Source organism: Streptomyces sp. 17_S59 (assembly GCF_056930295.1).
In genome coordinates, this window is the sequence record NZ_JBXOWD010000001.1 from 547572 (window position 1) to 571836 (window position 24265).

Genomic DNA, 24265 nt, shown 5'->3' on the forward strand with positions numbered 1-24265 from the left:
GTTCAGGATGGGCTGGGGGCTGGAACTGGAGGCTGGGGACTGGTTCAGGAGTTCCCGAACTCTTGCTCGATGACGGCCAGGATGTCGTCCGCCGTCGCGGATTCCAGTTGATCGACGAAGCCGGAATCGGAGCCGGAGTCTGATCCGGAACCGTCCGCCGGAGCGTTCTGCTCAAGGGATCCGGCGGCGCCCGAGAGGGCCAGCAGGCTCGTCAGGCGGGCCGCAATGCGCTGCCGCGCCTCGTCGCCGAGCGCCGGACCGGTCAGCGCCTGCTCGATCTTCCCGAGGTCGGCGAGGATCGGCTCGACTGCGGGGCCGTCCGCCGGGCCCAGCTTGGAATCCAGGTACTGCGCGAGGTCCTGGACGGTGGGGTGGTCGAAGACCAGGGACGCGGGGAGGTGCAGGCCCGTGGCCCGGTTGAGGCGGTTGCGCAGCTCGACCGCCATCAGCGAGTCGAAGCCCAGCCCCTTGAAGGGCGTGTCCACCCCCACCGACTGACCGGGACCGTATCCGAGCACCTCGCCCACGTAGCCCCGTACGACGTCCAGCAGCGCCCGCTGCCGCTCGGCCTCGCCCAGACCGGCGAGCCGTGCGGCGAGCCCGGTCTCGCCGGTGGACTCCTCGGCGCGCGTACGCCGTACGCCGGCCCGCACCAGCGAGCGGAGGATCGACGGCACACCGTCCGCGCCCCGCCGCTGGAGCCCCGGTACGTCCAGGGAGGCGGGGACCATCAGTGCCGCGTCGGATGCCACGGCGGCGTCGAAGAGCGCCAGGCCCTCCTCCGCGCTCATCGCCGACAAGCCCAGGCCCGACAGACGGCCGTGGTCCACTGCCGACAGACCGCCCGTCAGGCCGCCGCTGGTGCCCCACCAGCCCCACGCCAGCGACACACCCGGAAGACCCAGGGCACGGCGCTGCGAGGCCAATCCGTCGAGGAAGACGTTGGCCGCCGCATAGCCGGCCTGCCCAGCGTTGCCCACCACACCCGCGACCGACGAGAACATCACGAACGCCGAGAGATCCAGGCCGGCCGTCAGCTCGTGCAGGTTCAGTGCGGCTTCCGCCTTGGGGCGGAACACTCCCGCCAGCCGTTCCGCGTCCAGCGACTCGATCACGCAGTCGTCGAGCACGGCGGCGGAGTGGACGACTCCGCTGAGGGGGCGGTCGTCCGGGATCGAGGCCAGCAGACCGGCGAGCGCGTCACGGTCGGCGACGTCGCACGCCTCGACCCGCACCCGCGCCCCGGCATCCGACAGCTCCGCGACCAGCACGTCCACACCCTCGGCCGCACCACCACGCCTCGACACCAGCAGCAGATCCCGCACCCCGTACGACGACACCAAATGCCGCGCCACCAAAGCACCCAGACCACCGGTACCACCGGTCACCAACACCGTGCCTTCGGAGCCGAACGGCATCTGCCCGTCCCCGCCCGCAGGCCCGGCAACCCGCGCCAGACGCGGCACGAACGCCCGCCCGCCACGCACCGCGACCTGCGACTCCCCCGAGCCCAGCGCCGTCCGCAGCGCCGCCTCCTCCTCAGCGAAGGAAAGCCCCTGCTCCACATCCACCAGCAGCAGCCGGTCCGGGTGTTCCCGCTGGGCAGACCGCACCAGGCCCCAGATCGGCGCCGCCACCAGATCGGCGACGCCCTCGTCCGGACCCGCGCCCACGGCCCCGCGCGTCAGCACCACCAACCGCGAGTCTGCAAAGCGCTCGTCCGACAAGAACTCCTGCACGACCCCCAGCGCACGCGCCGTCACCGCCGACACGCCTTCCGCCGAGCCGCCCTCGGAGGCCCAGACCATCAGCCCGGCCCCCTCTGCCGAACCCCATACGTCCCAACCCGAAGCCGAAGCCGAGCCCGAAGCCGGAGCCGGAGTCCACTCCACACCGAACAGCGCATCCCGCAACGCACCACCGGCAGCCCGCAGTTGCTCCGCCGCCACCGGGCGCAGCGTCAGCGTCTCGACCGAGGCGACCGGGGCGCCCGTGGCGTCGGCGATCGTCACCGACACCGCGTCCGCGCCGGAGGGGACGACCCGCACCCGCAGGGACGTGGCGCCAACCGCGTGCAGGGCGACACCGCTCCACGCGAACGGCAGCCGCACCGGCTGCGTGCCCTGCTCGTAGTCCAGCACGCTCAGCAGCACCGGGTGCAACGCGGCGTCCAGCAGGGCCGGGTGGATGCCGAACCGGCCGGCCTCCGCGCGCTGCTCCCCGTCCAGGGCCACCTCGGCGTAGACCTCTTCGCCCGCCCGCCAGGCCGTGTGCAGGCCCTGGAAGGCCGGTCCGTAGCCGTAGCCGGCGTCCGCGACGCGCTCGTAGAAGGTGTCCAGGCCGATGGGCTCGGCGCCCTTCGGCGGCCAGGCCGTCAGGTCCGCCGCGGGGGCTGCGGCGGCCGTACCCAGGACGCCCGTGGCGTGCCGGGTCCAAGAGCTTGCGGTCCCGGCGGCCTCCGCGGCCTCGGGCCGCGAGTACACCGTCACCCGGCTCCGCCCATCGGCGTCGGGCGACTCCACCGCCACCTGAAGCTGCACCGCGCCGTGCTCCGCGAGGATCAGCGGAGCCTCCAGGGTGAGGTCCTCCAGCCGGTCGCAGCCGACCGACTCGCCTGCCCGCAGGGCGAGTTCGACGAAGGCGGCTCCCGGAAGCAGCACGCTGCCCAGGGCGGCGTGGTCGGCGAGCCAGGCGTGCGTCCGCAGCGACAGGCGGCCCGTCAGCAGCACGTCCCCGCCGTCGGCGACCTGCACTGCAGCACCCAGCAGCGGGTGGTCGGCGGCGCCCAGGCCGAGGCCGCCCGGGTCGCCGGAGCCGGCGGGTGCGGGCTCCAGCCAGAAGCGCTCGTGCTGGAAGGCGTACGTCGGCAGGTCGATGCGGTTGGCGCCGGTTCCGATTCCGGTTCCGGTGAAGACCGCGTCCCAGTCGACGGCCATGCCGTGCGCCCATCCCTCGGCGAGCGAGGTCAGGAACCGCTCCCGGCCGCCTTCCTCGCGGCGCAGGGTGCCGAGGGCGACGGCGTGGGCGCCGGTGTCCTCGAAGGTCTCCTGGAGGCCCACGGTCAGCACGGGGTGGGCGCTGGACTCGACGAAGTACCCGAATCCGTCCGCCAGCAGGGCCCGTACGGTCTCGTCGAACCGCACCTCCTGCCGCAGGTTCGTGTACCAGTACTCCGCGTCCAGGCCCTCGGTGCCGAGCACCCCGCCGGTCACCGTCGAGTAGAACGGGATCTCGGCGCGGCGCGGCCGGATGCCCTCCAGCGCGCCGACGACCTGCTCGCGGATGGCCTCCACCTGGGCGGAGTGCGAGGCGTAGTCGACGGGGATGCGCTTGGCGCGCACCCCGTCGGCCTCGCAGGCGGCCAGCAGTTCGTCCAGGGCCTGCGGCTCGCCGGAGACGACCGTGGAGGACGGGCCGTTGACGGAGGCGACCGAGATGCGCTCGTCCCACGGGGCCAGGCGCTCGCGCACGTGGTCGGCGGGCAGGGGCACGGACACCATGCCGCCCCGGCCGGACAGGCCCTCGGCGATCGCCCGGGCCCGCAGGGCCACGACCTTCGCCGCGTCCTCGAGGGACAGGGCGCCGGACACGGCGGCTGCGGCGATCTCGCCCTGGCTGTGGCCGATGACGGCGGCGGGCCGCACTCCGGCCGACTGCCAGACGGCCGCCAGCGAGACCATGACGGCCCAGAGGGCGCACTGCACGACGACCACGTCGTCCAGCGAGGGAGCGTCGTCCCCGCCGCGGACCACGTCCGTGACCGACCAGTCCACGTGCGGCCGCAGCGCCGCGTCGCACTCCGCGAGCCGCGCGGCGAACTCCGGTGCGGAGTCGAGGAGTCCGGCGGCCATGCCGCGCCACTGCGAGCCCTGGCCGGGGAAGACGAACGCGACCTGGCCGGGGTCGGCGGGTGCCGTGCCGGTGACCGTGCCGACGGCGGGCAGGCCGCCGGCCAGGGCGGTCAGGCCCGCCAGCGCGGTCGCGCGGTCCGACGCCAGTACCACGCCGCGGTGTTCGAGGGCAGCCCGCGTGGTGGCCAGGGAGTGGCCCACGTCGGGCAGGGACAGTTCGGTGTCCGCCTCCGCGAAGGCGGCGAGACGCGCGGCCTGGGCCTGCAGGGCGGCCTCCGAACGTCCGGACACGGGCCAGAGCACCGGGGCCGTGGACGGCGGGGTGACACTGGCCGGGGCGGAGGCGGGCTCGGACTGTGCCTCTTCGATCCGCACTCCTTCGATCTGTGCCTCTTCGATGATGATGTGGGCGTTGGTGCCGCTGATACCGAAGGAGGACACGCCCGCGCGACGCGGGCGCCCGTCGGTCGCCCACTCCACCGGCTCGGTCAGCAGCTCCACCGCGCCCGCCGACCAGTCCACGTGCGGGGACGGCTCGTCCGCGTGCAGGGTCTGCGGCAGCAGTCCGTGCCGCATCGCCTGGACCATCTTGATGATGCCCGCCACGCCCGCGGCGGCCTGTGCGTGCCCGATGTTGGACTTGACGGATCCGAGCCGCAGGGGCCGGTCGGCGGGCCGGTCCTGGCCGTAGGTGGCCAGCAGCGCCTGCGCCTCGATCGGGTCACCCAGGGTGGTGCCCGTGCCGTGCGCCTCGACCGCGTCCACGTCGGCCGCGGTCAGTCCGGCACCGGCCAGGGCGGCGCGGATCACCCGCTGCTGGGACGGGCCGTTGGGCGCGGTGAGACCGTTGCTCGCGCCGTCCTGGTTGACGGCGCTGCCGCGGACGACCGCGAGCACCTGGTGCCCGTTGCGGCGGGCGTCCGAAAGCCGCTCCACCAGCAGGACGCCCACGCCCTCGGCCCAGCCGGCGCCGTCGGCCGACGCCGAGAACGCCTTGCACCTGCCGTCGGGGGCCATGCCCCGCTGCCGGCTGAACTCCACGAATATCCACGGGGTGGCTATGACCGTCACGCCGCCCGCCAGCGCCAGCGAGCACTCGCCCGAGCGCAGCGCCTGCACGGCCAGGTGCAGGGCGACCAGTGAGGAGGAGCAGGCCGTGTCGACGGTGACCGCGGGTCCCTCCAGGCCGAAGGTGTAGGCGATGCGGCCGGAGGCGACGCTGCCCTGGGTGCTGGTGACCGCGTAGCCCTCGAGGTCCTCGGGGATGTCGGAGGCGCTGCCGTAGTCGTGGTGCATCACTCCGGCGAACACGCCGGTCGGGCTGCCCTTCAGCGACCTCGGGTCGATCCCCGCCCGCTCGAACACCTCCCAGGAGGTCTCCAGGAGCAGCCGCTGCTGCGGGTCCATGGACAGTGCCTCGCGCGGGGAGATCCCGAAGAACGCCGGGTCGAACTCCCCCGCGTCGTACAGGAATCCGCCCTCGCGGGCATAGGTCTTGCCGGTCGCCTCCGGGTCCGGGTCGTACAGCCCCTCGTCCCAGCCGCGGTCGGTCGGGAAGAACGACACCGCGTCCCCGCCCGATGCCACCAGCTGCCACAGGTCCTCCGGCGAGGCCACGCCTCCCGGGTAGCGGCAGGCCATGCCGACGATCGCGATGGGCTCGTCCGCCGCACCGCCCGGCGCGGCGGACGCGGCCGGCACGGCGGCGGGTGCCGCCCGGCCGCCCAGGACCTCCGTGCGCAGGTAGTCGGCGAGCAGGCCGGGGGTCGGGTAGTCGAAGACGAGCGTGGCCGGCAGCCGCTCCCCGGTCGCGGCGTTGAGGCGGTTGCGCAGCTCGACGGCGGTGAGGGAGTCGAAGCCCAGCTCCTTGAACGGGCGGCCGGCGGCGATGGTCTCCGGGGTGGCGTGTCCGAGGACGGTGGCCACCTGGGCGCGGACGAGGTCCAGCAGGGCGCGGCTCTGCTCCTCCTGGCCGAGGCCGGACAGGCGCTGGGCCAGTCCGCCGGCGGCGGAGGCGTCGGCGGTGGCGGCGGTCCTGCGGGCCACTGTGCGCACCAGGCCGCGGAAGAGCGGCCGCAGCATGCCGGAGGCCGCCTCCTGCCGGAGGGTGGCCTGCTCCAGGCGTACGGGCACGAGGTGCGCGTCGTCCAGTGCGGTCGCCGCGTCCAGCAGGGCGAGTCCGAGGTCGGCGGGCAGGGGCTGGATGCCTGCGCGCTTCATCCAGGACAGGTCGTTCTGCTCGAGGTGGCCGAGCATCTCGCTGGAGCGGTCCCACAGGCCCCAGGCGAGGGAGTGGGCGGGCAGGCCGTGGGCGCGGCGGTGCCGGGCCAGGGCGTCCAGGAAGGCGTTGGCGGCGGCGTAGTTGCCCTGGCCGGGGTTGCCGAAGGTGCCGGCGATGGAGGAGAAGAGGACGAAGGCCGACAGGTCCAGGCCGCGGGTCAGTTCGTGCAGGTTGACCGCCGCGTCGACCTTGGGCCGGAGCACGCGCTCGACCTGTTCGGGGGTCAGGGAGGCCACCATGCCGTCGTCGAGCACACCGGCGGCGTGCACCACGCCGGTCAGCGGCCGGTCGGCGGGGATGCCGGCGAGCAGGGCGGCCAGGGCGTCGCGGTCGGCGGCGTCGCACGCCGCGATCGTCACGTCGGCGGCGCCCAGCCCGAGCAGTTCGGCCTCCAGCTCCGCCGCGCCGGCCGCGGCACGGCCGCGGCGGCTGGTGAGCAGCAGGTGCCGCACGCCGTGCCCGGTGACCAGGTGGCGGGCCAGCAGGCCGCCGAGCGCCCCGGTGCCGCCGGTGACGAGCACCGTGCCCGCCGTGTCCAGCGGACCGGCGCCCTCGGCGGGCGCGGGCGCGGCGGTGCGGGCCAGGCGGGGCACCAGGGCGGTGCCGTCGCGCAGGGCGACCTGCGGCTCCCCGGCCGCGGCGGCCGCCGTGACAGCCGCGGTCACGGCCTGCCGGGAGGCGGCCGATGCGTCGAGGTCCACGAGGACGAACCGGCCGGGGTTCTCCGACTGCGCCGACCGCAGCAGGCCCCATACGGGTGCGTGTGCCAGGTCGGTGACGTCCTCGCCGGTCCGGGTGGAGACCGCTCCGCGGGTCAGGACCACGAGCCGGGAGTCCGCCGTGCGCTCGTCGGCCAGCCAGGCGCGCACCAGGGCCAGCGCCTCGGTCGTGGCCGTGCGGGCGGCCGCGGCGAGGCCGTCGCCCTCCGGCGTCCCGAGGCTCGTGGCGACCACGACCTCGGGTGCGGTGCCGTCGGCGAACAGCGCCGCCGGGTCGGGGGCCTGCCGCAGGGTGTCGAGCAGGCCGGGCTCCGGGGCGGTGCCGAGCAGCGCCCAGCCGCCGGTGTCCACGGCGCCGACGGCCATGGGCAGCGCGGTCCACTCCGTGCGGAACAGGGAGTTGTGGGTGCCGGTGTCGGCTCCGGTGAGCTGCTGTGCCGCCACCGGGAGCAGGGTCAGCGACTCGATCGAGGCGACCGGGGCGCCCGTGGTGTCGGCGATCGTCACCGACACCGCGTTCGGGCCGGCCGGGGCGACCCGCACCCGTACGGAGGTGGCGCCCACGGCGTGCAGGGTGATGCCGCTCCAGGCGAACGGCAGCCGCACGGGGGCCGCGTCCTGTGCGTCGAGGGCACTGAGCAGGGCGGGGTGGAGCGTGGCGTCGAGGAGGGCCGGGTGGATGCCGAACCGGTCGGCCTCCGCGCCCTGTTCGCCGTCCAGGGTCACTTCCGCGAAGATCTCCTCGCCGGTGCGCCAGGCGGTGTGCAGGCCCTGGAAGGCGGGTCCGTAGCCGTAGCCGACGTCCGCGACGCGCTCGTAGAAGGCGTCCAGGTCGATCCGCTGCGCGCCGGCCGGGGGCCAGGCGGCCGGGTCCGCGGCCGGGGCCGCGGGTGCCGTGCCGAGCAGGCCGGTGGCGTGCCGGGTCCACGGTTCGTCGGTGTCCGCGGTGTCCGTGGTTTCGGGCCGCGCATACACCGTGACCTGGGCGCGGCCGTCGGCGCCGGGCGCCTCCACGGCCACCTGGAGCTGGACGCCGCCGCGCTCGGGGAGGAGCAGCGGGGCTTCGAGGGTGAGTTCTTCGAGCCGGTCGCAGCCGACCGCGTCGCCCGCCCGCAGGGCGAGTTCGACGAAGGCGGCGCCGGGCAGCAGCACGCTGCCGAGGGCGGCGTGGTCGGCGAGCCAGGGGTGCGTCTGCAGCGACAGACGGCCGGTCAGCAGCACGTCGCCGCGGTCGGCGAGCTGCACCGCTGCGCCCAGCAGCGGGTGGTGGGCGGCGCCCAGGCCGAGGCCGCCCGGGTCGCCGGAGCCGGCGGGCGTGGTCTCCAGCCAGTAGCGCTCGCGCTGGAAGGCGTACGTCGGCAGCTCGACGGGCTGCGCGCCGGTCCCTGCGTAGAGGGCCTTCCAGTCCACGCCGGGCAGGCCGCGTACGTAGCCCTCGGCCAGGGAGGTCAGGAAGCGGGCGGGGCCGCCCTCGTCGCGGCGCAGCGAGCCGATGGCGACCGCTTCGGTCCCGTCGTCCTCGAACGTCGCCTGCATGCCCGTGGTCAGCACGGGGTGGGCGCTGGCCTCGATGAAGAACCGGAAGCCGTCCGCCAGCAGGGTCCGCACGGTGCCCTCGAAGTTCACGGGCTGCCGGGCGTTGTCGAACCAGTACTGCGCGGTCAGCTCCGCCGTGTCGCGGACGGTGCCGGTGACGGTGGAGTAGAACGGCACGCCGCCCCCGGCCGGGGCGATATCGGCGAACAGTTCGAGGATCTCCTCGCGCAGCGGGTCGACCTGGGCGCAGTGCGAGGCGACCGTCGAGCCGACGACGCGCGCCCGGATCTCCTGTGCCCGGCACTCCTCGACGAACTCCTCCAGTGCCGGGATGTCACCGGCCACCGTCACCGCGTTCGGGCCGTTGCGCCCGGCGATCACCAGGCGTCCGTCCCAGCGGGCCAGCCGCTCCTGCACCGCCTCGGCGGGCAGCGCCACGGAGGCGACCGCGCCCTTGCCGACCAGTTCCCGGGCGAACAGGGCGCTGCGCAGGACGATCAGCTTCGCCGCGTCGTCCAGGGACAGCGCCCCGGCCACGCATGCGGCAGCGACTTCGCCCTGGCTGTGTCCCACGACCGCGGCGGGCTGCACGCCGGCCGCCTGCCACAGTGCGGCCAGCGACACGTTCACCGCGAACAGCACCGGCTGGAGGATCTCGATCCGCTCGGCCGAGGGGGCGTTCGGCGCCTGCCGCAGCACGTCGGCCACGGACCAGTCGACGTAGCGGCCGATGGCCGCGTCGGCCTCCGCCAGCCGGGCGGCGAACACGGGTGAGTAGTCGAGGAGTTCGGCCGCCATGCCCTGCCACTGCGAGCCCTGGCCGGGGAAGACGAACACCACCCGGCCCCGGACGTCCGCCGCGCCGGAGACCACGCCCGCGGCGGGCAGGCCCTCGGCGAGGGCCGCCAGGCCCGACAGGCCCGCCTGCCGGTCGGCGGCCGGGACCACGGCCCGGTGCTCCAGCACCGCCCGCGTCGCCGCCAGCGACCAGCCCACGTCCACCGGGGACAGCTCCGTACGGGCTTCCGTGAAGGCCGCCAGCCGCCCGGCCTGGGCCCGCAGCGCGGGCTCGGACTTGCCCGAGACCACCCACGGCACCGGGCCGCCCGCGGCCGCGAGGCCCGTGTCGCGGCTGCCGTCGGCCGCGGCCGGACCGGCAGGCTCCGGCCGGTCGTGGGCGGGGGCCTCTTCGATGATGACGTGGGCGTTGGTGCCGCTGATACCGAAGGAGGACACGCCCGCGCGGCGCGGGCGCCCGTCGGCCGCCCACTCCACCGGTCCGGTCAGCAGCTCCACCGCGCCCGCCGACCAGTCGACGTGCGGGGAGGGCTCGTTCACGTGCAGCGTGCGCGGCAGCACCTCGTGCCGCATCGCCATCACCATCTTGATCACGCCGGCCGCGCCCGCGGCCGCCTGCGTGTGCCCGATGTTCGACTTCACCGAGCCCAGGCGCAGCGGCCGGTCCGCCGGCCGCTCCTGCCCGTAGGTGGCCAGCAGGGCCTGTGCCTCGATCGGGTCGCCCAGGCTGGTGCCCGTGCCGTGCGCCTCGACCGCGTCCACGTCGCCGGGCGCGAGGCCCGCGTCGGCCAGCGCGTCGCGGATGACGCGCTGCTGCGACGGTCCGTGAGGGGCCGTCAGGCCGTTGCTGGCGCCGTCCTGGTTGGTGGCGCTGCCGCGGATCACGGCCAGTACCCGGTGGCCGTTGCGGCGCGCGTCCGACAGGCGCTCGACGAGCAGCACGCCCACGCCCTCGGCCCATCCGGTGCCGTCGGCCGCGGCCGAGAACGCCTTGCAGCGCCCGTCGGGCGACAGTGCGCCCTGGCGGCTCAGCTCCACGAACATCCCCGGCGTCGGCATAATCGTCACGCCGCCCGCCAGCGCCATCGAGCACTCCCCCGAGCGCAGCGAGCGCACCGCCCAGTGCAGGGCGACCAGCGAGGACGAGCACGCCGTGTCCACCGTGACCGCGGGCCCCTCCAGGCCGAGGGTGTAGGCCACGCGGCCCGAGGCGACGCTGATCGTGCCGCCGGTCAGCCGGTGCCCGTCGACGCCCTCCGCGCCGTCCTGGAGCTGGGGTCCGTACTCCTGGAACATCGCGCCGAAGAACACGCCCGTCCGGCTGCCGCGAAGCGACGTCGGGTCGAGGCCGGCGCGCTCCAGCGCCTCCCAGGACGTCTCCAGCAGCAGCCGCTGCTGCGGCTCCATGGCCAGCGCCTCGCGCGGGGAGATGCCGAAGAACTCCGGGTCGAAGCCGGGCGCGTCGTGCAGGAAGCCGCCGTGCCGCACGTAGCTCGTGCCGGGCCGCTCCAGCTGCGGGTCGTAGAGGTTCTCCAGGTCCCAGCCGCGGTTGGCCGGGAAGTCGCCGATCACGTCGCGCTCGGCGAGCACCAGGTCCCACAGGTCCTCGGGCGACTCCACGCCGCCGGGGAAGCGGCAGGCCATCGCCACGATGGCGATCGGCTCGTCGTCGGCTCCGGCGGCGCGGGCGGCGGGCCGCAGGTCCGCCGTCTCGTCGGCGCCGCGCAGCCGGTTCCCGAGGTGGGCGACGATCGCGGACGGGGCGGGGTGGTCGAAGAGGGCGCTCGTGGTCAGGTTGACGCCGGTCGCCGCCTTGAGGCGGTTGCGGAGGTCGACCATGGCCAGGGAGTCGAAGCCGAGCGCCTTGAACGTGCGGTCCATGTCGATGTCGTGGGGCGACGCGTGCCCGAGGACGACGGCGACCTCCTGGCGCACGAGGTCGGCCAGCCGCTCGGGGTTCACCTCGCCCGCGCCCGGCTCCGGCTGCGCGTCCTGCGCCGGGACGGGAGCCGCCTCGGCTGCGACCGGCGTGGTGCTCGCGGCTCCGGCGGACGTGTCCAGCCAGTGGCTGCGGCGCTGGAAGGGGTACGTGGGCAGGTCGTCGGCCCGCGGCCCCGGGCCCAGCACGGCGGTCCAGTCCACGTCGACGCCGCGCGTCCAGGCCTCGGCGGCGGACAGCAGGAAGCGGTCCCAGCCGCCCTCGTCGCGGCGGAGCGTGCCCACCACCAGGCCGTGCTCGCCGGCACCGGCTGCCTCGAGGGTCTCCTCGACCCCGGCCACCAGGACGGGATGGGCGCTCACCTCGACGAAGCGGGTGAACCCGGCCGCGGCTGCGGCCCGTACGCTCTCCTCGAAGCGCACCGTCTCGCGCAGGTTGCGGTACCAGTACTCCGCGCCCAGCTCCGGGCCCTCGACCGCGGTGCCGGTCACGGCCGAGTAGAACGGCACCGCCGCCTGCCCGGGGGCGATCCCGGTCAGTGCGTCCAGTACCTCGTCGCGGACGACCTCGACCTCGGCGCAGTGCGACGCGTAGTCGATCGGCACCCTGCGGGCCCGGATCCCCGCGGACCTGCAGTGGGCCAGCAGCTCCTCCAGCGCCTGCGGCTCGCCCGAAACCACCGTCGACGACGGGCCGTTGACCGCCCCGACCGACAGCCGCCCGCCGTACCCGGCGATCAGCTCCTCGGCGGCCGCGGCGGACAGCGAGACGGCGATCATGCCGCCGTGCTCCGAAAGGCTCCGCCGGATGGTCTGGCTGCGCAGGGCCACCGCCTTCGCGCCGTCCGGCAGCGACAGGGCACCGGCCACCACGGCCGCCGCCATCTCGCCCTGGGAGTGCCCGACGACCGCGGCCGGGTGCACGCCGACCGACCGCCACACCTCGGCCAGGGAGACCATCACCGCCCACAGCGCCGGCTGCACCACGTCGACGCGCTCCAGCCGGCCCGGGTCGGCCACGTCGCGGACGACCTCGGTCAGCGACCAGTCGACGTACGGCGACAGCGCCGCCTCGCACTCCGCCATCCGCCCGGCGAAGACCGGGGACGCGTCGAGGAGGCCGGCCGCCATGCCCGCCCACTGCGAGCCCTGGCCGGGGAAGACGAACACCACCCCGGACTCCGCTGCGGAACCCGGGCGGGTGCGCACGTCACCGGCCACGCCGCGGACCACCCGCGCACCTCCGGCACCGGACGCCACCGCCTGGAGCCCGGCCCGCAGGGCCGGGCCGTCCTCGCCCACGACGACGGCCCGGTGCTCGAACTGCGCGCGCCCCGCCGTCAGCGTGCGGCCGATCGCGTGGACGTCGGCTTCCGGGTGCTGCTGCGCATGGGCGTCCAGCCGCTCCGCCTGGGCGCGCAGCGCCGCCTCGTCGCGGGCCGACACCGGCCACGGGACCGCGCGGCCCGCGGGCACCGCGTCCTGGCCACCGTGGTGGCCGCCGCGCAGCTCGGGGGGTGCGTCGGTGACGACCACGTGGCAGTTGGTGCCGCCCAGGCCGAACGCGGAGACGCCCGCGACGAGCCGGTCGTTCTCGCCCTGCCACGCCTCGTGCGCCGTCTGCACCCGGAGGTTCCAGTCGGCGAGCGGGATGCGGGGGTTCTCCTTCTCGTGGTTGAGGCTCGGCACGAACTCGCGGTGGCTGATGCAGGAGACGACCTTCAGCAGTCCGGCGATCCCGGCCGCGGCCTCCAGGTGGCCGATGTTCGTCTTGACCGAGCCGACGAGCACGGGCTTGCCGGCGGGGCGCGCGGATCCGTACGCCCGGCCGATGGCGGAGGCCTCCAGCGGGTCGCCGACCTTGGTGCCGGTGCCGTGCAGCTCGACGCACTGGACGTCCGCGGGCGCGATCCCGGCCGCCGTGCAGGCGTCGAGGAGGAGTTCGCGCTGGGCCTCGGCGCTGGGGACGGTCAGGCCGTCGCCGCCGCCGTCGTTGTTGACGGCGGTGCCCTCGATGACGGCCAGGATCCGGTCGCCGTCGGCGACGGCCCGGTCCAGGGTCTTCAGCAGGACGAATCCGCCGCCCTCGCCGCGCGCGTACCCGTTGGCCCGCTCGTCGAAGGTGTAGCAGCGGCCGTCGGGCGAGAGGGCCTCGAAGCGCTTGAGGCTGCTCGAACTGTGCTCGGAGAGGATGAGGTTCACGCCGCCCGCGAGCACCGTGTCGGACTCGCCGCGCAGCAGGCTCTGCACGCCGAGGTGCACGGCGACGAGCGAGGAGGACTGGCCGCTGTCGACGAGGACGCTGGGGCCGCGCAGGCCGAGGCGGTAGGAGATCCTGTTGGCGATGAAGCTGCGCTGAGTGCCCGTCAGGCTGTGCCGGGTGACCGCGTCGGGGCCCTGGCGGTGGAGCAGTGCGGCGTAGTCGTCGTTGATGGCGGCGACGAAGACGCCGGTCCGGGTGCCGTGCAGGGCGTCGGGCGAGGCTCCGCTGTTCTCCACCGCCTCCCAGCTCAGCTCCAGTGCCAGGCGCTGCTGGGGGTCCATCGCGGCCGCCTCGGCGGGCGACACCTCGAAGAAGCCCGCGTCGAAGCCGTCCACGGCGTCCAGGTAGCCGCCCGGCAGGTCGGGGCCGCCCGGCTCCCGGCCGGCCCGCCGGGCGGCCGGGAATTCCCCGACCGCCGAGCGCCCGTCTTTCAGGAGCTGCCAGAACTCGCCGGGAGTGGCCGCTCCGGCGACCCGGCACGAGAATCCGACGACGGCGATCTTTGCGCTGGAGTTCCGTTCACCCCTGGAGTTCTGGTCGCCAGGCCCGGCCATAACTTCACTGCCCATCGGTGATACCCCTCCAGGAATGCCAGAACTACGTACACGCGCGCGGCCGATTCACACAGGTCACACAGGAATATGCACCGAGTGGAATTCCGCGCAATGAGGACGTTTACCGCTCGTCACGAGTCGCCTGTTGCGCGAGCGTCTGAAGACCGCCTTTGCCGACAGGGCAAGGCGTTGCATTGAATTTCCCGGGCACGCCCGAGCGCGGGTGCCGTCGCACGCCGTTGTCGGCGGCACCCTGCACACGCTTTGGGGCGAAATGCCCTGGATCACCCGGCCGCTAGGGGCGCGGCATCGGTCTCCGCATCACAACACGTCACCTGGTTCCCCCGTTTAAAAAGCACTCAAATTCGCCGCAAAGAACTGTCCGGCCGACCGTGCGAGTACACGGAACTCCGGGCAATCCCCAGGCGGTTACCAGCCAGTATGGTCAGGCCGGGTTTCAGCATGGTTTCAGCACGCCTGCACTCCCCGGACAGTTGACCCGGCAGGCCCGCCGACCGGTCGCCGGCAGCACTCGGCACCGGCGCCATACCGTGCGGTCTGCACGCACCGGATTCCCGTTCGGCCCGCTTTGGCCCGGGCGCCCGGTTTTCCCCCGACCGGGCCCCGGCCCGAGCACTTGAACAGCTGCCCCGCGAAATCCACCGCTTATCACCGAGGATGGTCGGCACCTTGACGCGGCATTACTCCGAGGCATGGCCTCGCAGCACCGTCGATCGGCAGTGACCGCTCGGAACGGCCGCGGAGCGCGCGCGTTCCGGCGAGAAGCCCGTCATCCGAAACATCAGCCGAGGGAAGAACGCATGCTTCATCGGAAACGCACGATGAGACTCGGGGCCATCATCGACGGCCCCGGCTCGCACGTCGCCGCATGGCGGCACCCGTCCACGCCGATCGACGCCCAGCTCGACTTCGCCTTCCACCTCGAGTGCGCCCGCACCCTCGAACGGGGCAGGTTCGACTGCGTCTTCGTGCCCGACGTCGTGGCCGTCTGGGGCACCGACGTCCAGCACATCAGCCAGACCGCGCGCAACGAGCACTTCGAGCCGCTGAGCCTGCTGGCCGCCTACGCCGCCGGGACCGAGCACATCGGCCTCGCCGCGACGGCGACCACCACCTACAACGAGCCGTACGACATCGCCCGCAAGTTCGCCTCCCTCGACCACATCAGCAGTGGCCGGGCCGGGTGGAACGTCGTCACCTCCGCCGCGCCCTGGGAGTCGCGCAACTTCGGCTTCCCCGAGCACATGGAGCACGACCAACGCTACGTCCGTGCCGAGGAGTTCATCGGCGTGACCAAGCGGCTGTGGGCGGGGCAGGAGGCGCCGCAGGGCGCGGAGCGCGGTGAGTTCTTCGGCGTCAGGGGCCCACTGAACCTGCCGGCCTCCCCCCAGGGCAGGCCCGTGATCTTCCAGGCCGGGGCCTCGCCCGTGGGCCGGGAGTTCGCCGCCCGGCACGCCGAGGTGATCTTCACCCGGCACACGCAGCTCTCCGACGGCCAGGAGACCTACGCCGACGTGAAGCGCCGGGTCGCCGCGCACGGCAGGGACCCGGAACTGGTCCAGATCTGGCCCGGCGTCCAGCCCCTCGTGGCAAGCACCGAGGAGGAGGCGCGCCGGCTCATCGGCGAGCTGCACGACCTGGTGCCCGACATCGTCGCCGTCCGGGCGCTCCAGGAGCAGCTGGGCGATCTCGACCTGACGCGCTACCCCCTCGACGGCCCGGTCCCCGACATCCCGGCGTCCAACCGCTCGTCGAGCACCCGGAAGATGTGGATGGCGCTGGCACAGCGCGAGAACCTGACGCTTCGTCAACTCGCCCTGCGCCAGGTCGCCGACTTCTTCGCCGGCACCCCCGAGCAGGTGGCGGACCACATGGAGCGCGGGTTCACCGAGCGCGCGGCCGACGGCTACATCGTGGACTTCGCCCACCTGCCCGCCTCCCTCGACGCCTTCGTCGACCACGTCGTGCCGGAGCTGCGCCGGCGCGGGCTGGTGGACGAGGAGTACGCGGAGGGCACCCTGCGCGAGAAGCTGGGGCTGCCCGCTCCGTCCCCCGACACCACGTCCGCCGCGACCGGCGGGACGACGCTCCAGGCAGGTGCCGCATGACCCAGCGCAATGGCCGCATCACCCTGTTCACCCGGCTGCTCACGGCCGACGCGGGCAGCAGCCCGTTCTCACAGGTCCGCAACCGGGCCCGGGAGGCCGAGGCCGCCGGGATCGACGCGCTGCTGCTCCACGACCGGCAGTCGGCGGCACAGGACCCGGGCGACGACCCGTACTTCGAGGCCGGCACCCTCGCCAGCGCCCTCGCGGTCAGCACGCGCAGCGTGGGCATCGTGCCCGCCGTCTGCACGGACTACGCGCTCCCCTACCACGTGGCCCGGGTCCTGGCCACGGTCGACCACCTCACCCCCGGGCGCGCCGGCTGGCAGCCGATGACCGGCGCCGACCCGGACGCGGCGGCCAACTACGGCCGGACCGGCAGCACATCGGCGGAGGTACGGCGCTCGCGCGCCGCGGAGTTCGCCACCGTGCTGGCCGGCCTGTGGGACAGCTTCGACGACGACGCCTTCCTCAGGGACCGGGAGGCGGCCGTGTACTTCACCCCCGAGAAGCTGCACACGCTCGACCACAAGGGCGAGCACTTCGACGTGGCCGGGCCGCTGAACATCGCCCGCCCGCCGCAGGGCCACCCCCTCCTGGTCCACCGCGCGGCGGACGCCGACGACATCGCGTTCGCCGCAGGCATCGCCGATGTCGTCCTCGTCCCGGCGCGGGACGGCCAGGACCCCGCCGGGGTACGGGAGGCCGTGCGCGAGCGGGCCCGGGCCGCCGGGCGCGACGCCGATGACGTCGCCGTCCTGCTCGACTGGCCGGTCGACGGCAGCGCGGGCGCGGCCGACCGGCTGCGGGACCTGTTCGAGGCGGGCGCCGTGGACGGCTTCACCCTGCTCGCCCCCGCCGGCCCCGCGGGCGCGGCGCACGAGGCCGTCCTGGCCCTCGCGGCCGAGGTGCGCGAGGGCGACGGCGAGACGGAGGCCGCTGCCGCCGGGGGCACTCTGCGCGACCGGCTGGGGCTGCCGCGGCCTGCGGGGCGCTACCAGACGGTCTGATGATGCGGCGGTGCGGGGACGGGTGACGTCCCCGCACCGGGGTCAGCAGCGAACAACTGACGCATGTACGCCTCGGTTTGCAGCATTCCCGGCACGAGCGTCGGTTCGTACACCCGAACCAGACCCGAGTCGGACTCCAGCGTCAGGTAGTCACGCAGTGCATCGATCAAGGGCCCTGCTGCGTCCACCAGTCGACCTTTGAGGCCGGGTCAGCCCGGTTCGCCGAGGGGAGCGCCGGTCTTCGGGGTGAGCACGCTCGGGTCACGGCGGGCAACGTCCGAGTGAGGGCCGCTCTGTTGTGCGGGCGGGGTGGTAGGGGGTGCGGGGTGCTCCTTTCCGGTGGGGGGCTGGGATTTTGTCGTCTGCCGCACCCGGGCCGTGGCGACCTTCGTCGGCGACTCGTGCGGTGGCTCTTGTGGTCCGGCCGGTGGCCTCGGATCTTCGCGCGGCGGCACAGCGTGTGGCAGTGCCTTCCCGTTCTCGGCCTTTTCGGCCGCTGATGGGGACGGCGTGGCGGGCGCCTGCGGCGCCCGGGTCTCCGCCGGAGCCTTCACCGGGGGCGTTTCCGGCATGTCGTTCCGCTTGCTCGCCGGGGAGTCGGCCGTGGATTGCTGAGAGGACTGCGCGGGCGACGGCTTCACAGGTGACGGCATCCAGGCGACCGACGGGCGGTCGCTGGGGTGCCCGGCCGGTGCCGTCTCCCTCTCGCCGTTCGCTCGTACCTCCCGTGCGTGGGGTGTCGCATCACGCGGGACGCTCACCGACGGGGGCAAGAGAGCCAGGTGATCGGCATCCGCGTCGGGTGACAGCACGCCGGTGGACAGTGCACCCCACAGGGCTGTGACTCCCAGGGCCGACAGGACAAGGTTGCGCCCGGCGGTGGGGCGTCGGCCCCAGCCACCCGCCGGGGGCCTTTCCGTCCGACGGCCCGGTGTTGGTGGAGCGGCCGGGGAGACGGAGGCAACCGGTTGCATGCCATGCCGCTCGCCACCAGCCAGGGCACCGGTGCCCAGGAGAGCAGCGACGACGATGGCCCAGCGCAGCATAAGGCGGTCGACGCTGTCTCGGCACGTGCCACAGTCCCGCTCATGGCGCTCCAGGTCCCGGCAGACCTCGTACGGCAGGGCCACGGTGCTCTCGGGATTGTCGAGGACCGCCCGGAGCTCCGGCCACTTGCCCACGGCGTCCGAGAGTATCCCGGTAAGCGCGGTGCAGGGGGCCGCCCGACGGGGTTCGCCTTCTACCGGCCTGCTCAGCCGCCTGCACGGGTTCCGGCTGCCGGGGTCCCGGGCCAGCAGGTTCACCTCGAAAGCGGACTCCAGGGCCTCGCGGTGCCGCTGGGCGCGGCTGTCGGCCTGAACGGAGGTGCAGCCCAGCTCGGCGGCCAGCTGCGCTCCGCTGAGGCGGTGCAGACGGTGCAGTCGGTACAAGCGCTGCTGATCGTCCGGCATGTTCCGCACGATGGCCTCGATGAGGCCGAGGGCCCGGCGCTCACGCATGCAGCCCTCCGCCTTGGCCTCCTGCAGGCTCAGCTCGTGCTGGATTTGCAGCGAAGAGGGCTCGGCATCGGCTCCGTGAGCGATCCGGGCCCGCTCCTGCCCGATCTTGCGGCCCTGGTCGAGACAACGCCGCTGCGCGACCGTGAAGATCCAGCTCCTCAAGTGCTGCGGTGTTTCCTCGCCCCCGCGCAGTAGCTGCCACGCCGCCGTCAGCGTCTCCGCCGCCACGTCGTCACCTGCCATCCAGTCGGGGGCAAAGCGCCGGCGGCAGTACGCCTGCAAGGGGGCCTTGTAGTGCCGGAGGATCTCGTCGATCACGATGTTGCGCTCTTCCGGTCCCGTCGCTGCGCGCAGGCGGCGGGCCAGATCCCTGTCGTCATCCCTGAACCGGTGAGGGTTCTGCGCTGTGGTCACGGCGTCACCTCGTCGACGCGTGGTGCGGACTTCCCGCCCGAACGTGCCACACCCATGGACACGATGGTGGCCCGCCTGCGGCGGACGTGGATGAGCCCGGCCACCACACGAAGGTCCTGTCGACCCAGCCGGAACAGGAAGTCGTTGACGAGCACACCGGCGCCGAGCACGGCGAGGTCCTGCACCATCCCTTCGGGCAGTGACCAATCGGTCACGACGGTGACGGCTCCGAGAACGACGCCGCGGGTCAGGCCAGTGATCACGAGTCGTTTGTCCATCGTTCCCTCTCTCCAGGCGGTGTGGAACGCGGTCACTGGAGGAGGGGTGATCAACAGTGTGAAATCATCGGGATTTCCGCAGAAAAACAGGAAAGATACGCACGAGTCCGCTCCCGGGCCTCGGTGATCAAGCGTCAGAGAGGTGACGGACCCGTACAGGCCCGTCGACACGCCTCATACAGAAGACGTGGACGGGGGTCGAGGAACATCGAAACTCCAGGCCCCGCCGCAGCTCCGGGCCCCAGATGAAGTGGGCGCTCGCGCGGGCGGCGGAGATCGCCGATTTCCGAATGGCCGAGGTGGATGTGTCCGCGATACCGCCGCGGCGGTTGGCGGAGCTGTCGCGGTACGGGGTGGACGGCAAGGCGTCGATGCTGCGCCGGCACGGCGACTCTCGGCGCCTGGCCACGCTGCTGGCCGGAAGATCTTCCACGGCCGCTCGAGGCAGCCCTACCAGCGCTACCAGGACGGCATGGAAGACCAGCTCGGCGCGCTCGGCCTGGTCCTCAACGCCCTCGTGCTGTTCACGACGCGGTACACGGACGCCGCAGTAAACCAGCTGCGCGCGGACGGCTTCGACGTCCGCGACGAGGACGTGGCCCGCCTCTCGCCATTCGTGCGGCACCGCATCAACATGCTCGGCCGGTACTCCTTCCAGTTCCCCGACCTGCCCGGAGACGTACGACCACTGCGTGATCCGGATGCCGTAGACGGCGAGTGACCGCCGCTCATCGGGAGACGCCGGCCAACCCCTGCTGCGGGCTGGTCGGCGGAGCTGCGGTTGGGGTCAGACTCCCGCACACAGTCCGATGACCGCAGCCGGCACCACGGCGCTTCAGTGAAGATCCGACTGGACCTCGGTCAGTCGATGCCTTCGACGATGCGGAAGTCGCGCTCGACGCCGTCGGAGAGGGCGACCAGCGCCTCCTGGTAGGCCGCACTCTCGCGCGCCGCGACGGCCTGCTCGAAGCTGTCGAACTCGATCAGGATGGTGCGCTCGGCGATTCCGGCGTCGTGTGCGACGACCCGACCGTCACGGGCGAGGAGCCGCCCGCCCCCGGCCCGGACGGCCGGACCGGCCAGCTTGTTGTAGGCAGCCAGCTTCTCAGGGTCTGAAATCGTGCGGTAGACGCTGACCCAGTAGCCCTTGGGCATGGAACCTCCAGTGTTGGGATGAGTGCATCTGACTTACGAGTTGGTCTCGGACGAGCGTCGGCGGGCGAGAGCAAGGCTTGTCAGCGTCGTGATCGCCATGGCGCCGATGCCGACCAGCGCCGCGGTAGTGAAGGCGCTGTCGTCGGGGAAGAGGTGGCCGGGGCCGGTGCCCGCGGCGAGGATCAGGCCGCCGATGGCACTGCCCAGGGAGTACCCGACGCTGCGGACGACGTAGTTGAAGCTCATGGCGCTCGACGTCTCGCTCTTGTGGGTGACGGCCAGGATGACGCCGGGCATCGCGGCCGAGAAGCCGCCGACGCCGAAGCCGAGCACGCCCATCGCCGCGAACAGTTCGGCCAGGTCCGACCGGGCCGCCGCGAACAGGGCGAACCCGCCGCCGACCACGACGGCGCTGCCGGCCAGGAGCAGGGGGTCGGCGATCCGCGTCCGGACCCGCGGCGTGAGCTTGCCGGCGACGAACCCCAGCACCGAGAACGGGATGAGGACCAGCCCGGCGACGAAGGTCGTCAGCCCGAAGCCGTAGCCGGCGCCGTGCGGCGTCTGCGCGTACCGGGTGATGAGCGTGAGCAGGAGGTACATGCCGATCCCGCCGACGAACATGGCGAGGTTCGCCCCGGCGACCGCCGGGTGCCGCACCGCCCGCACATCGACCAGGGGCGTCGTGCTGCGCAGCTCGATGACGGCCCAGACGCAGAGCAGCACCACCGCGACGACGGCGAGGCCCGCCGCCACGGCGAGGTGCCGGCTCCACAGATTCCGTTCGCCGGCGAGGATCAGCACCAGGAGCAGCGCAGCGGCCAGGACGACCGCGCCTGCCACGTCCACGTGGGCGGAGCGGCCTTCGGGGGCTTCGGGTATGGAGCGCCACGCGGTCAGGAGGGCGGCGGCGGTGACGACCAGGCCGAGGCCGTAGGCGGCCCGTACCCCGCCGAGCTCGGCGAGCAGTGCGGCCAGCGGGTAGCCGACGCCGGCCCCGATGATCGAGACCACCGAGATCAGGGCGATCACGGCCGCGCTGCGCTCCTCGGGGAGGTGGTCCCGGGCCACGCCCATCATCAGCGCCGTCAGCCCGAGCCCGACGCCCTGGGCCGCCCTGCCGGCCAGCAGCCACGCGAACGGCAGCGGCAGCACGGTGAGCGCGCTGCCGGCGACGACAACCGCCAGCGTGGCGAGGATCGTGGCCCGCCGGTGCGGGCCGGCTCCGAGCCGGCCCAGGACCGGCGTGGCGACGGCACCGCTGAGCAGCGCGACGGTCAGCGTCCACTGCGCGCTGCCGAGCGTCACGTGGAACGAGGTCGCCACGCTGGTGATGAGCGGCGTCCCGAGGCTGCCGACCGCCGCCACGACCAGAGCGATGAACATCAGGGCGGGGACCAGCAGCCGCGCCTCGGAACGCGCCACCGGGAACGCCTTCACCGGGACCCCGCCGACCGGCTGCCCGGTCACCGCTTCGGCCCTTCGCGGTCCTGGCTTTCGAGCTCTGCCAGATGCTTCAGCGCCGGAAGGGCCGCCACCAGCGCCTCGACCTCGTCGCCGGTGAGCTCGCCGATCAACCGCTCGAACGCGTGGACGCCCGCCTGGCGCCGCGTCCGGACATAGGAGGCGCCGGCCTCGGTCAGGCACACCAGCGTGACCCGCTTGTCGGACGCGTCGCCCCGCCGCTCGACCAGGCCGGACTCCTCCATCACCCGGACCAGGGCGGTCATCGCGGGCTGGGTGACGCCCTCGACCGCGGCCAGATCGGTGATGCGCCGCGGGCCGGTCCGGTCCAGGGTGGCCAGGGTGGCGGCGGACGTCAGGCTCATGTCCCGGGGCAGGCGCCTCGCGGCCCTGGTGGCCAGGCCGTAGAGGGCTGCCCCGATGGCGGCGGACGCGCCAGGAGCGGTGTCTTGACGACTCATGCTCGAAGCATAGCATTTTTATATTCATAGTTTATGGAAATGGGATGGCGGCCCGCGCGCCCGCCCACGGCGCGATGTTCCTCAACCCCCTGGACCGGCAGCACCGTGCCCGTTCGCCCCGTCGGCTCCTACGGCCCGCCGGCGAGTTCATCGTCATTTCATCGGCCGGGGTTAGGTTCCATCGCTCGGTTCCATGCGGTCCTGTCCTCCACCACCACTGCGAGAGTGATCATGAACAGACCTATAAAAAGAGCCGCGAAACTCCTCACCGCGCCGGCCTTGGCCCTGACCCTCCTCGCCCCCGTCCTCGCCGCGACCGCGACCCCCGCAGCCGCCGCGACCGACGCCTACACCTTCACCAACACCGACGGCACCCTCAACGCGACCGGCAACAACGACGGAAACCAGATCTCCGTCACCCCCGACGGCACCAACTACACGAACTGGCGGCTGATCAAGCTCAGCGCCCCCGGCACGTTCAACATCGCCAGCACCTCCTCCGGGAAGTGCATCTACGCCACCCAGCCCGCCGTACAGCAGTCCTGCGGCAAGGACGGCGAGCAGTGGCACTTCCGCCCTGTCGACGGGAAGCCCAACTCGTTCGGCATCGTCCGCCGCGACGACAGCAGTGGCACCGAATGGTGCATGGACAACCGGGGTGGCCTGCACCTGTGGGGGATCCTCGCCCAGCCCAACGTCTGCAACGGCAGCGCGTCCCAGGAATGGACGGTGCCCGCATCGAAGGCGGCCGAGGCCAGGCAGCTCGCCCTCGACTACTACGCCGACCTGTGCTCCAAGAAGACCGCCACCTGTTCGTGGACGCAAAAGTCCGAAGGGCAGCCCGAAGTCCTGCCCCGTCAGCCCGCCTCGTCGGTCTGGTACAACGACACCGGCGCCACGATGAAGCAGGTCTTCACCACGATCTACCACTCCGGCTGGGCACAGTCGTTCTCCACGGGCCTGTCGTCCTCCGTCGGTGTCTCCACCCCGGTCCAGGCGATGATCAGCAGCCAGCTCACCGCGACACAGACCTACACCTCGGACGAGACCACCGTGAACGGCATCGCGGTCGACGTCCCGTCCAAGAACTACGGATGGGTCGACTTCGCCGCAGTCGGCAAGAAGGTCACCGGCACGTGGACCTTCGACACCGACAACCAGCCGTGGACCACTGACGCGACCGTGACCGTCCCCGTCATCAACTCGACGGCCGGGTCCACGATGTACGTCGCCCATACCAGCCCGACGGCCCCCGGCAGCAGCACCGGCAGCACCGACGACAAGCCCGCCGCTCTCGCGAGGACCGCGTCGAGCACCATGGACGTACCCGAAGGCGCCAAGCTGACCGCCTACAAGGGCGGTGTCCAGGTCACCGACGCCAACGGCGGCACGATCGCGACGGTGCAGCCCGGCACCGTCACGGACACCAACGGCACGACCCACAAGGTCGTTCTCGCGGTGAACGGCAACACCGTCACCCAGACCATCGAAGGCGTCGCCGGTGACACCGTCACCGGCACGATCACGCCCCCGACCTTCTCCCTGGGCAGCGGCACCTCCGCCACCCCCGACGCCGCGAAGGCCGCCAAGGTGATGACGGCGGCGAATTCCTTCATGGCCGCTCCCGCCTCCAAGAACAGCGACGAGCACGACAAGTGCATGGCCGAGAAGATCGGCAAGAGCATCGTCACCGGAGGTCTCTGGGGCACTCTGACCGGCGGCCCCGAAGGAGCTGCCATCGGCATGCTCAGGGGCGCGTTCAAGGGCATCGGCGAGGGTGTCATATTGTGCCGGAACAAGTGACCTGACCACCTGAACGACCGCGCCCCCTGCCTGCAAACTGGCAGGGGGCGCGGTGTTTTTCGGGAGACAAGGCGACGGTTCAGGATGCGCCCTGGCCCGGCGGCCCGGCCCTCCCCCC

Annotated in this window: 10 protein-coding genes and 1 pseudogene; 4 read left to right on the plus strand and 7 right to left on the minus strand. The window is 73.1% G+C overall.

Features of this window, described 5'->3' with window-relative positions; all coding sequences use genetic code 11:
* Positions 1 to 44: 44 nt before the first annotated feature.
* A complete protein-coding gene (locus tag AC1Z4A_RS02205) occupies positions 45 to 13955 on the minus strand; it encodes a type I polyketide synthase (protein ID WP_483676109.1) in 13911 nt (4636 codons plus the stop codon).
* Positions 13956 to 14782: 827 nt separating this feature from the next.
* Between AC1Z4A_RS02205 and AC1Z4A_RS02210 the strand changes: the two genes are divergently transcribed.
* Entirely contained in the window at positions 14783 to 16069 is a 1287-nt protein-coding gene (locus tag AC1Z4A_RS02210) for an LLM class flavin-dependent oxidoreductase (RefSeq protein ID WP_483676110.1), read from the plus strand.
* A complete protein-coding gene (locus tag AC1Z4A_RS02215; protein ID WP_483676111.1) occupies positions 16066 to 17076 on the plus strand; it encodes an LLM class flavin-dependent oxidoreductase in 1011 nt (336 codons plus the stop codon). The genes AC1Z4A_RS02210 and AC1Z4A_RS02215 overlap by 4 nt, the downstream gene beginning before the upstream one ends.
* Here AC1Z4A_RS02215 and AC1Z4A_RS02220 read toward each other — a convergent pair.
* Genes AC1Z4A_RS02220 through AC1Z4A_RS02230 form a run of 3 tightly spaced genes read right to left on the minus strand, consistent with a single transcriptional unit; the run spans position 17061 to position 19267 of the window.
* On the minus strand, positions 17061 to 17246 hold the full coding sequence (locus AC1Z4A_RS02220; protein ID WP_483676112.1) for a Scr1 family TA system antitoxin-like transcriptional regulator: 186 nt from the start codon (positions 17244 to 17246) through the stop codon (positions 17061 to 17063). The genes AC1Z4A_RS02215 and AC1Z4A_RS02220 overlap by 16 nt on opposite strands.
* A 39-nt stretch (positions 17247 to 17285) precedes the next feature.
* Positions 17286 to 18989: an RNA polymerase sigma factor gene (locus AC1Z4A_RS02225; RefSeq protein WP_483676113.1), complete on the minus strand. Its 1704-nt coding sequence runs from the start codon at positions 18987 to 18989 to the stop codon at positions 17286 to 17288.
* A complete protein-coding gene (locus AC1Z4A_RS02230) occupies positions 18986 to 19267 on the minus strand; it encodes a hypothetical protein (protein ID WP_483676114.1) in 282 nt (93 codons plus the stop codon). Before AC1Z4A_RS02230 ends, AC1Z4A_RS02225 begins: the two co-directional genes overlap by 4 nt.
* A 406-nt stretch (positions 19268 to 19673) precedes the next feature.
* Here AC1Z4A_RS02230 and AC1Z4A_RS02235 point away from each other — a divergent pair.
* A pseudogene (locus AC1Z4A_RS02235) lies at positions 19674 to 19988 on the plus strand (Tn3 family transposase); the annotation flags it as partial.
* 140 nt (positions 19989 to 20128) lie between these two features.
* Here the strand turns inward: AC1Z4A_RS02235 and AC1Z4A_RS02240 are convergent.
* From AC1Z4A_RS02240 to AC1Z4A_RS02250, 3 genes are read right to left on the minus strand one after another with little or no spacing between them, the layout of a single operon-like run.
* Complete coding sequence (locus tag AC1Z4A_RS02240) at positions 20129 to 20422, minus strand: DUF1330 domain-containing protein (RefSeq protein WP_360333365.1); 294 nt, start codon at positions 20420 to 20422, stop codon at positions 20129 to 20131.
* A 33-nt stretch (positions 20423 to 20455) separates the two neighbouring features.
* Entirely contained in the window at positions 20456 to 21889 is a 1434-nt protein-coding gene (locus AC1Z4A_RS02245) for an MFS transporter (RefSeq protein WP_483676115.1), read from the minus strand.
* Positions 21886 to 22248: a MarR family winged helix-turn-helix transcriptional regulator gene (locus AC1Z4A_RS02250; protein WP_323187110.1), complete on the minus strand. Its 363-nt coding sequence runs from the start codon at positions 22246 to 22248 to the stop codon at positions 21886 to 21888. The genes AC1Z4A_RS02245 and AC1Z4A_RS02250 overlap by 4 nt, the downstream gene beginning before the upstream one ends.
* A gap of 321 nt (positions 22249 to 22569) precedes the next feature.
* Between AC1Z4A_RS02250 and AC1Z4A_RS02255 the strand changes: the two genes are divergently transcribed.
* The gene (locus tag AC1Z4A_RS02255; RefSeq protein ID WP_483676117.1) at positions 22570 to 24147 is read left to right on the plus strand and encodes a hypothetical protein; all 1578 of its coding nucleotides are present in this window, start codon (positions 22570 to 22572) and stop codon (positions 24145 to 24147) included.
* Positions 24148 to 24265: the final 118 nt, after the last annotated feature.

What these genes read in the sequence shown, in the direction of transcription:
- AC1Z4A_RS02205 (WP_483676109.1), bottom strand. Translation starts at nt 13,955, where the DNA reads ATGGGCAGTGAAGTTATGGCCGGGCCTGGCGACCAGAACTCCAGGGGT.
- AC1Z4A_RS02210 (WP_483676110.1), top strand. Translation starts at nt 14,783, where the DNA reads ATGAGACTCGGGGCCATCATCGACGGCCCCGGCTCGCACGTCGCCGCA.
- AC1Z4A_RS02215 (WP_483676111.1), top strand. Translation starts at nt 16,066, where the DNA reads ATGACCCAGCGCAATGGCCGCATCACCCTGTTCACCCGGCTGCTCACG.
- AC1Z4A_RS02230 (WP_483676114.1), bottom strand. Translation starts at nt 19,267, where the DNA reads ATGGACAAACGACTCGTGATCACTGGCCTGACCCGCGGCGTCGTTCTC.
- AC1Z4A_RS02240 (WP_360333365.1), bottom strand. Translation starts at nt 20,422, where the DNA reads ATGCCCAAGGGCTACTGGGTCAGCGTCTACCGCACGATTTCAGACCCT.
- AC1Z4A_RS02250 (WP_323187110.1), bottom strand. Translation starts at nt 22,248, where the DNA reads ATGAGCCTGACGTCCGCCGCCACCCTGGCCACCCTGGACCGGACCGGC.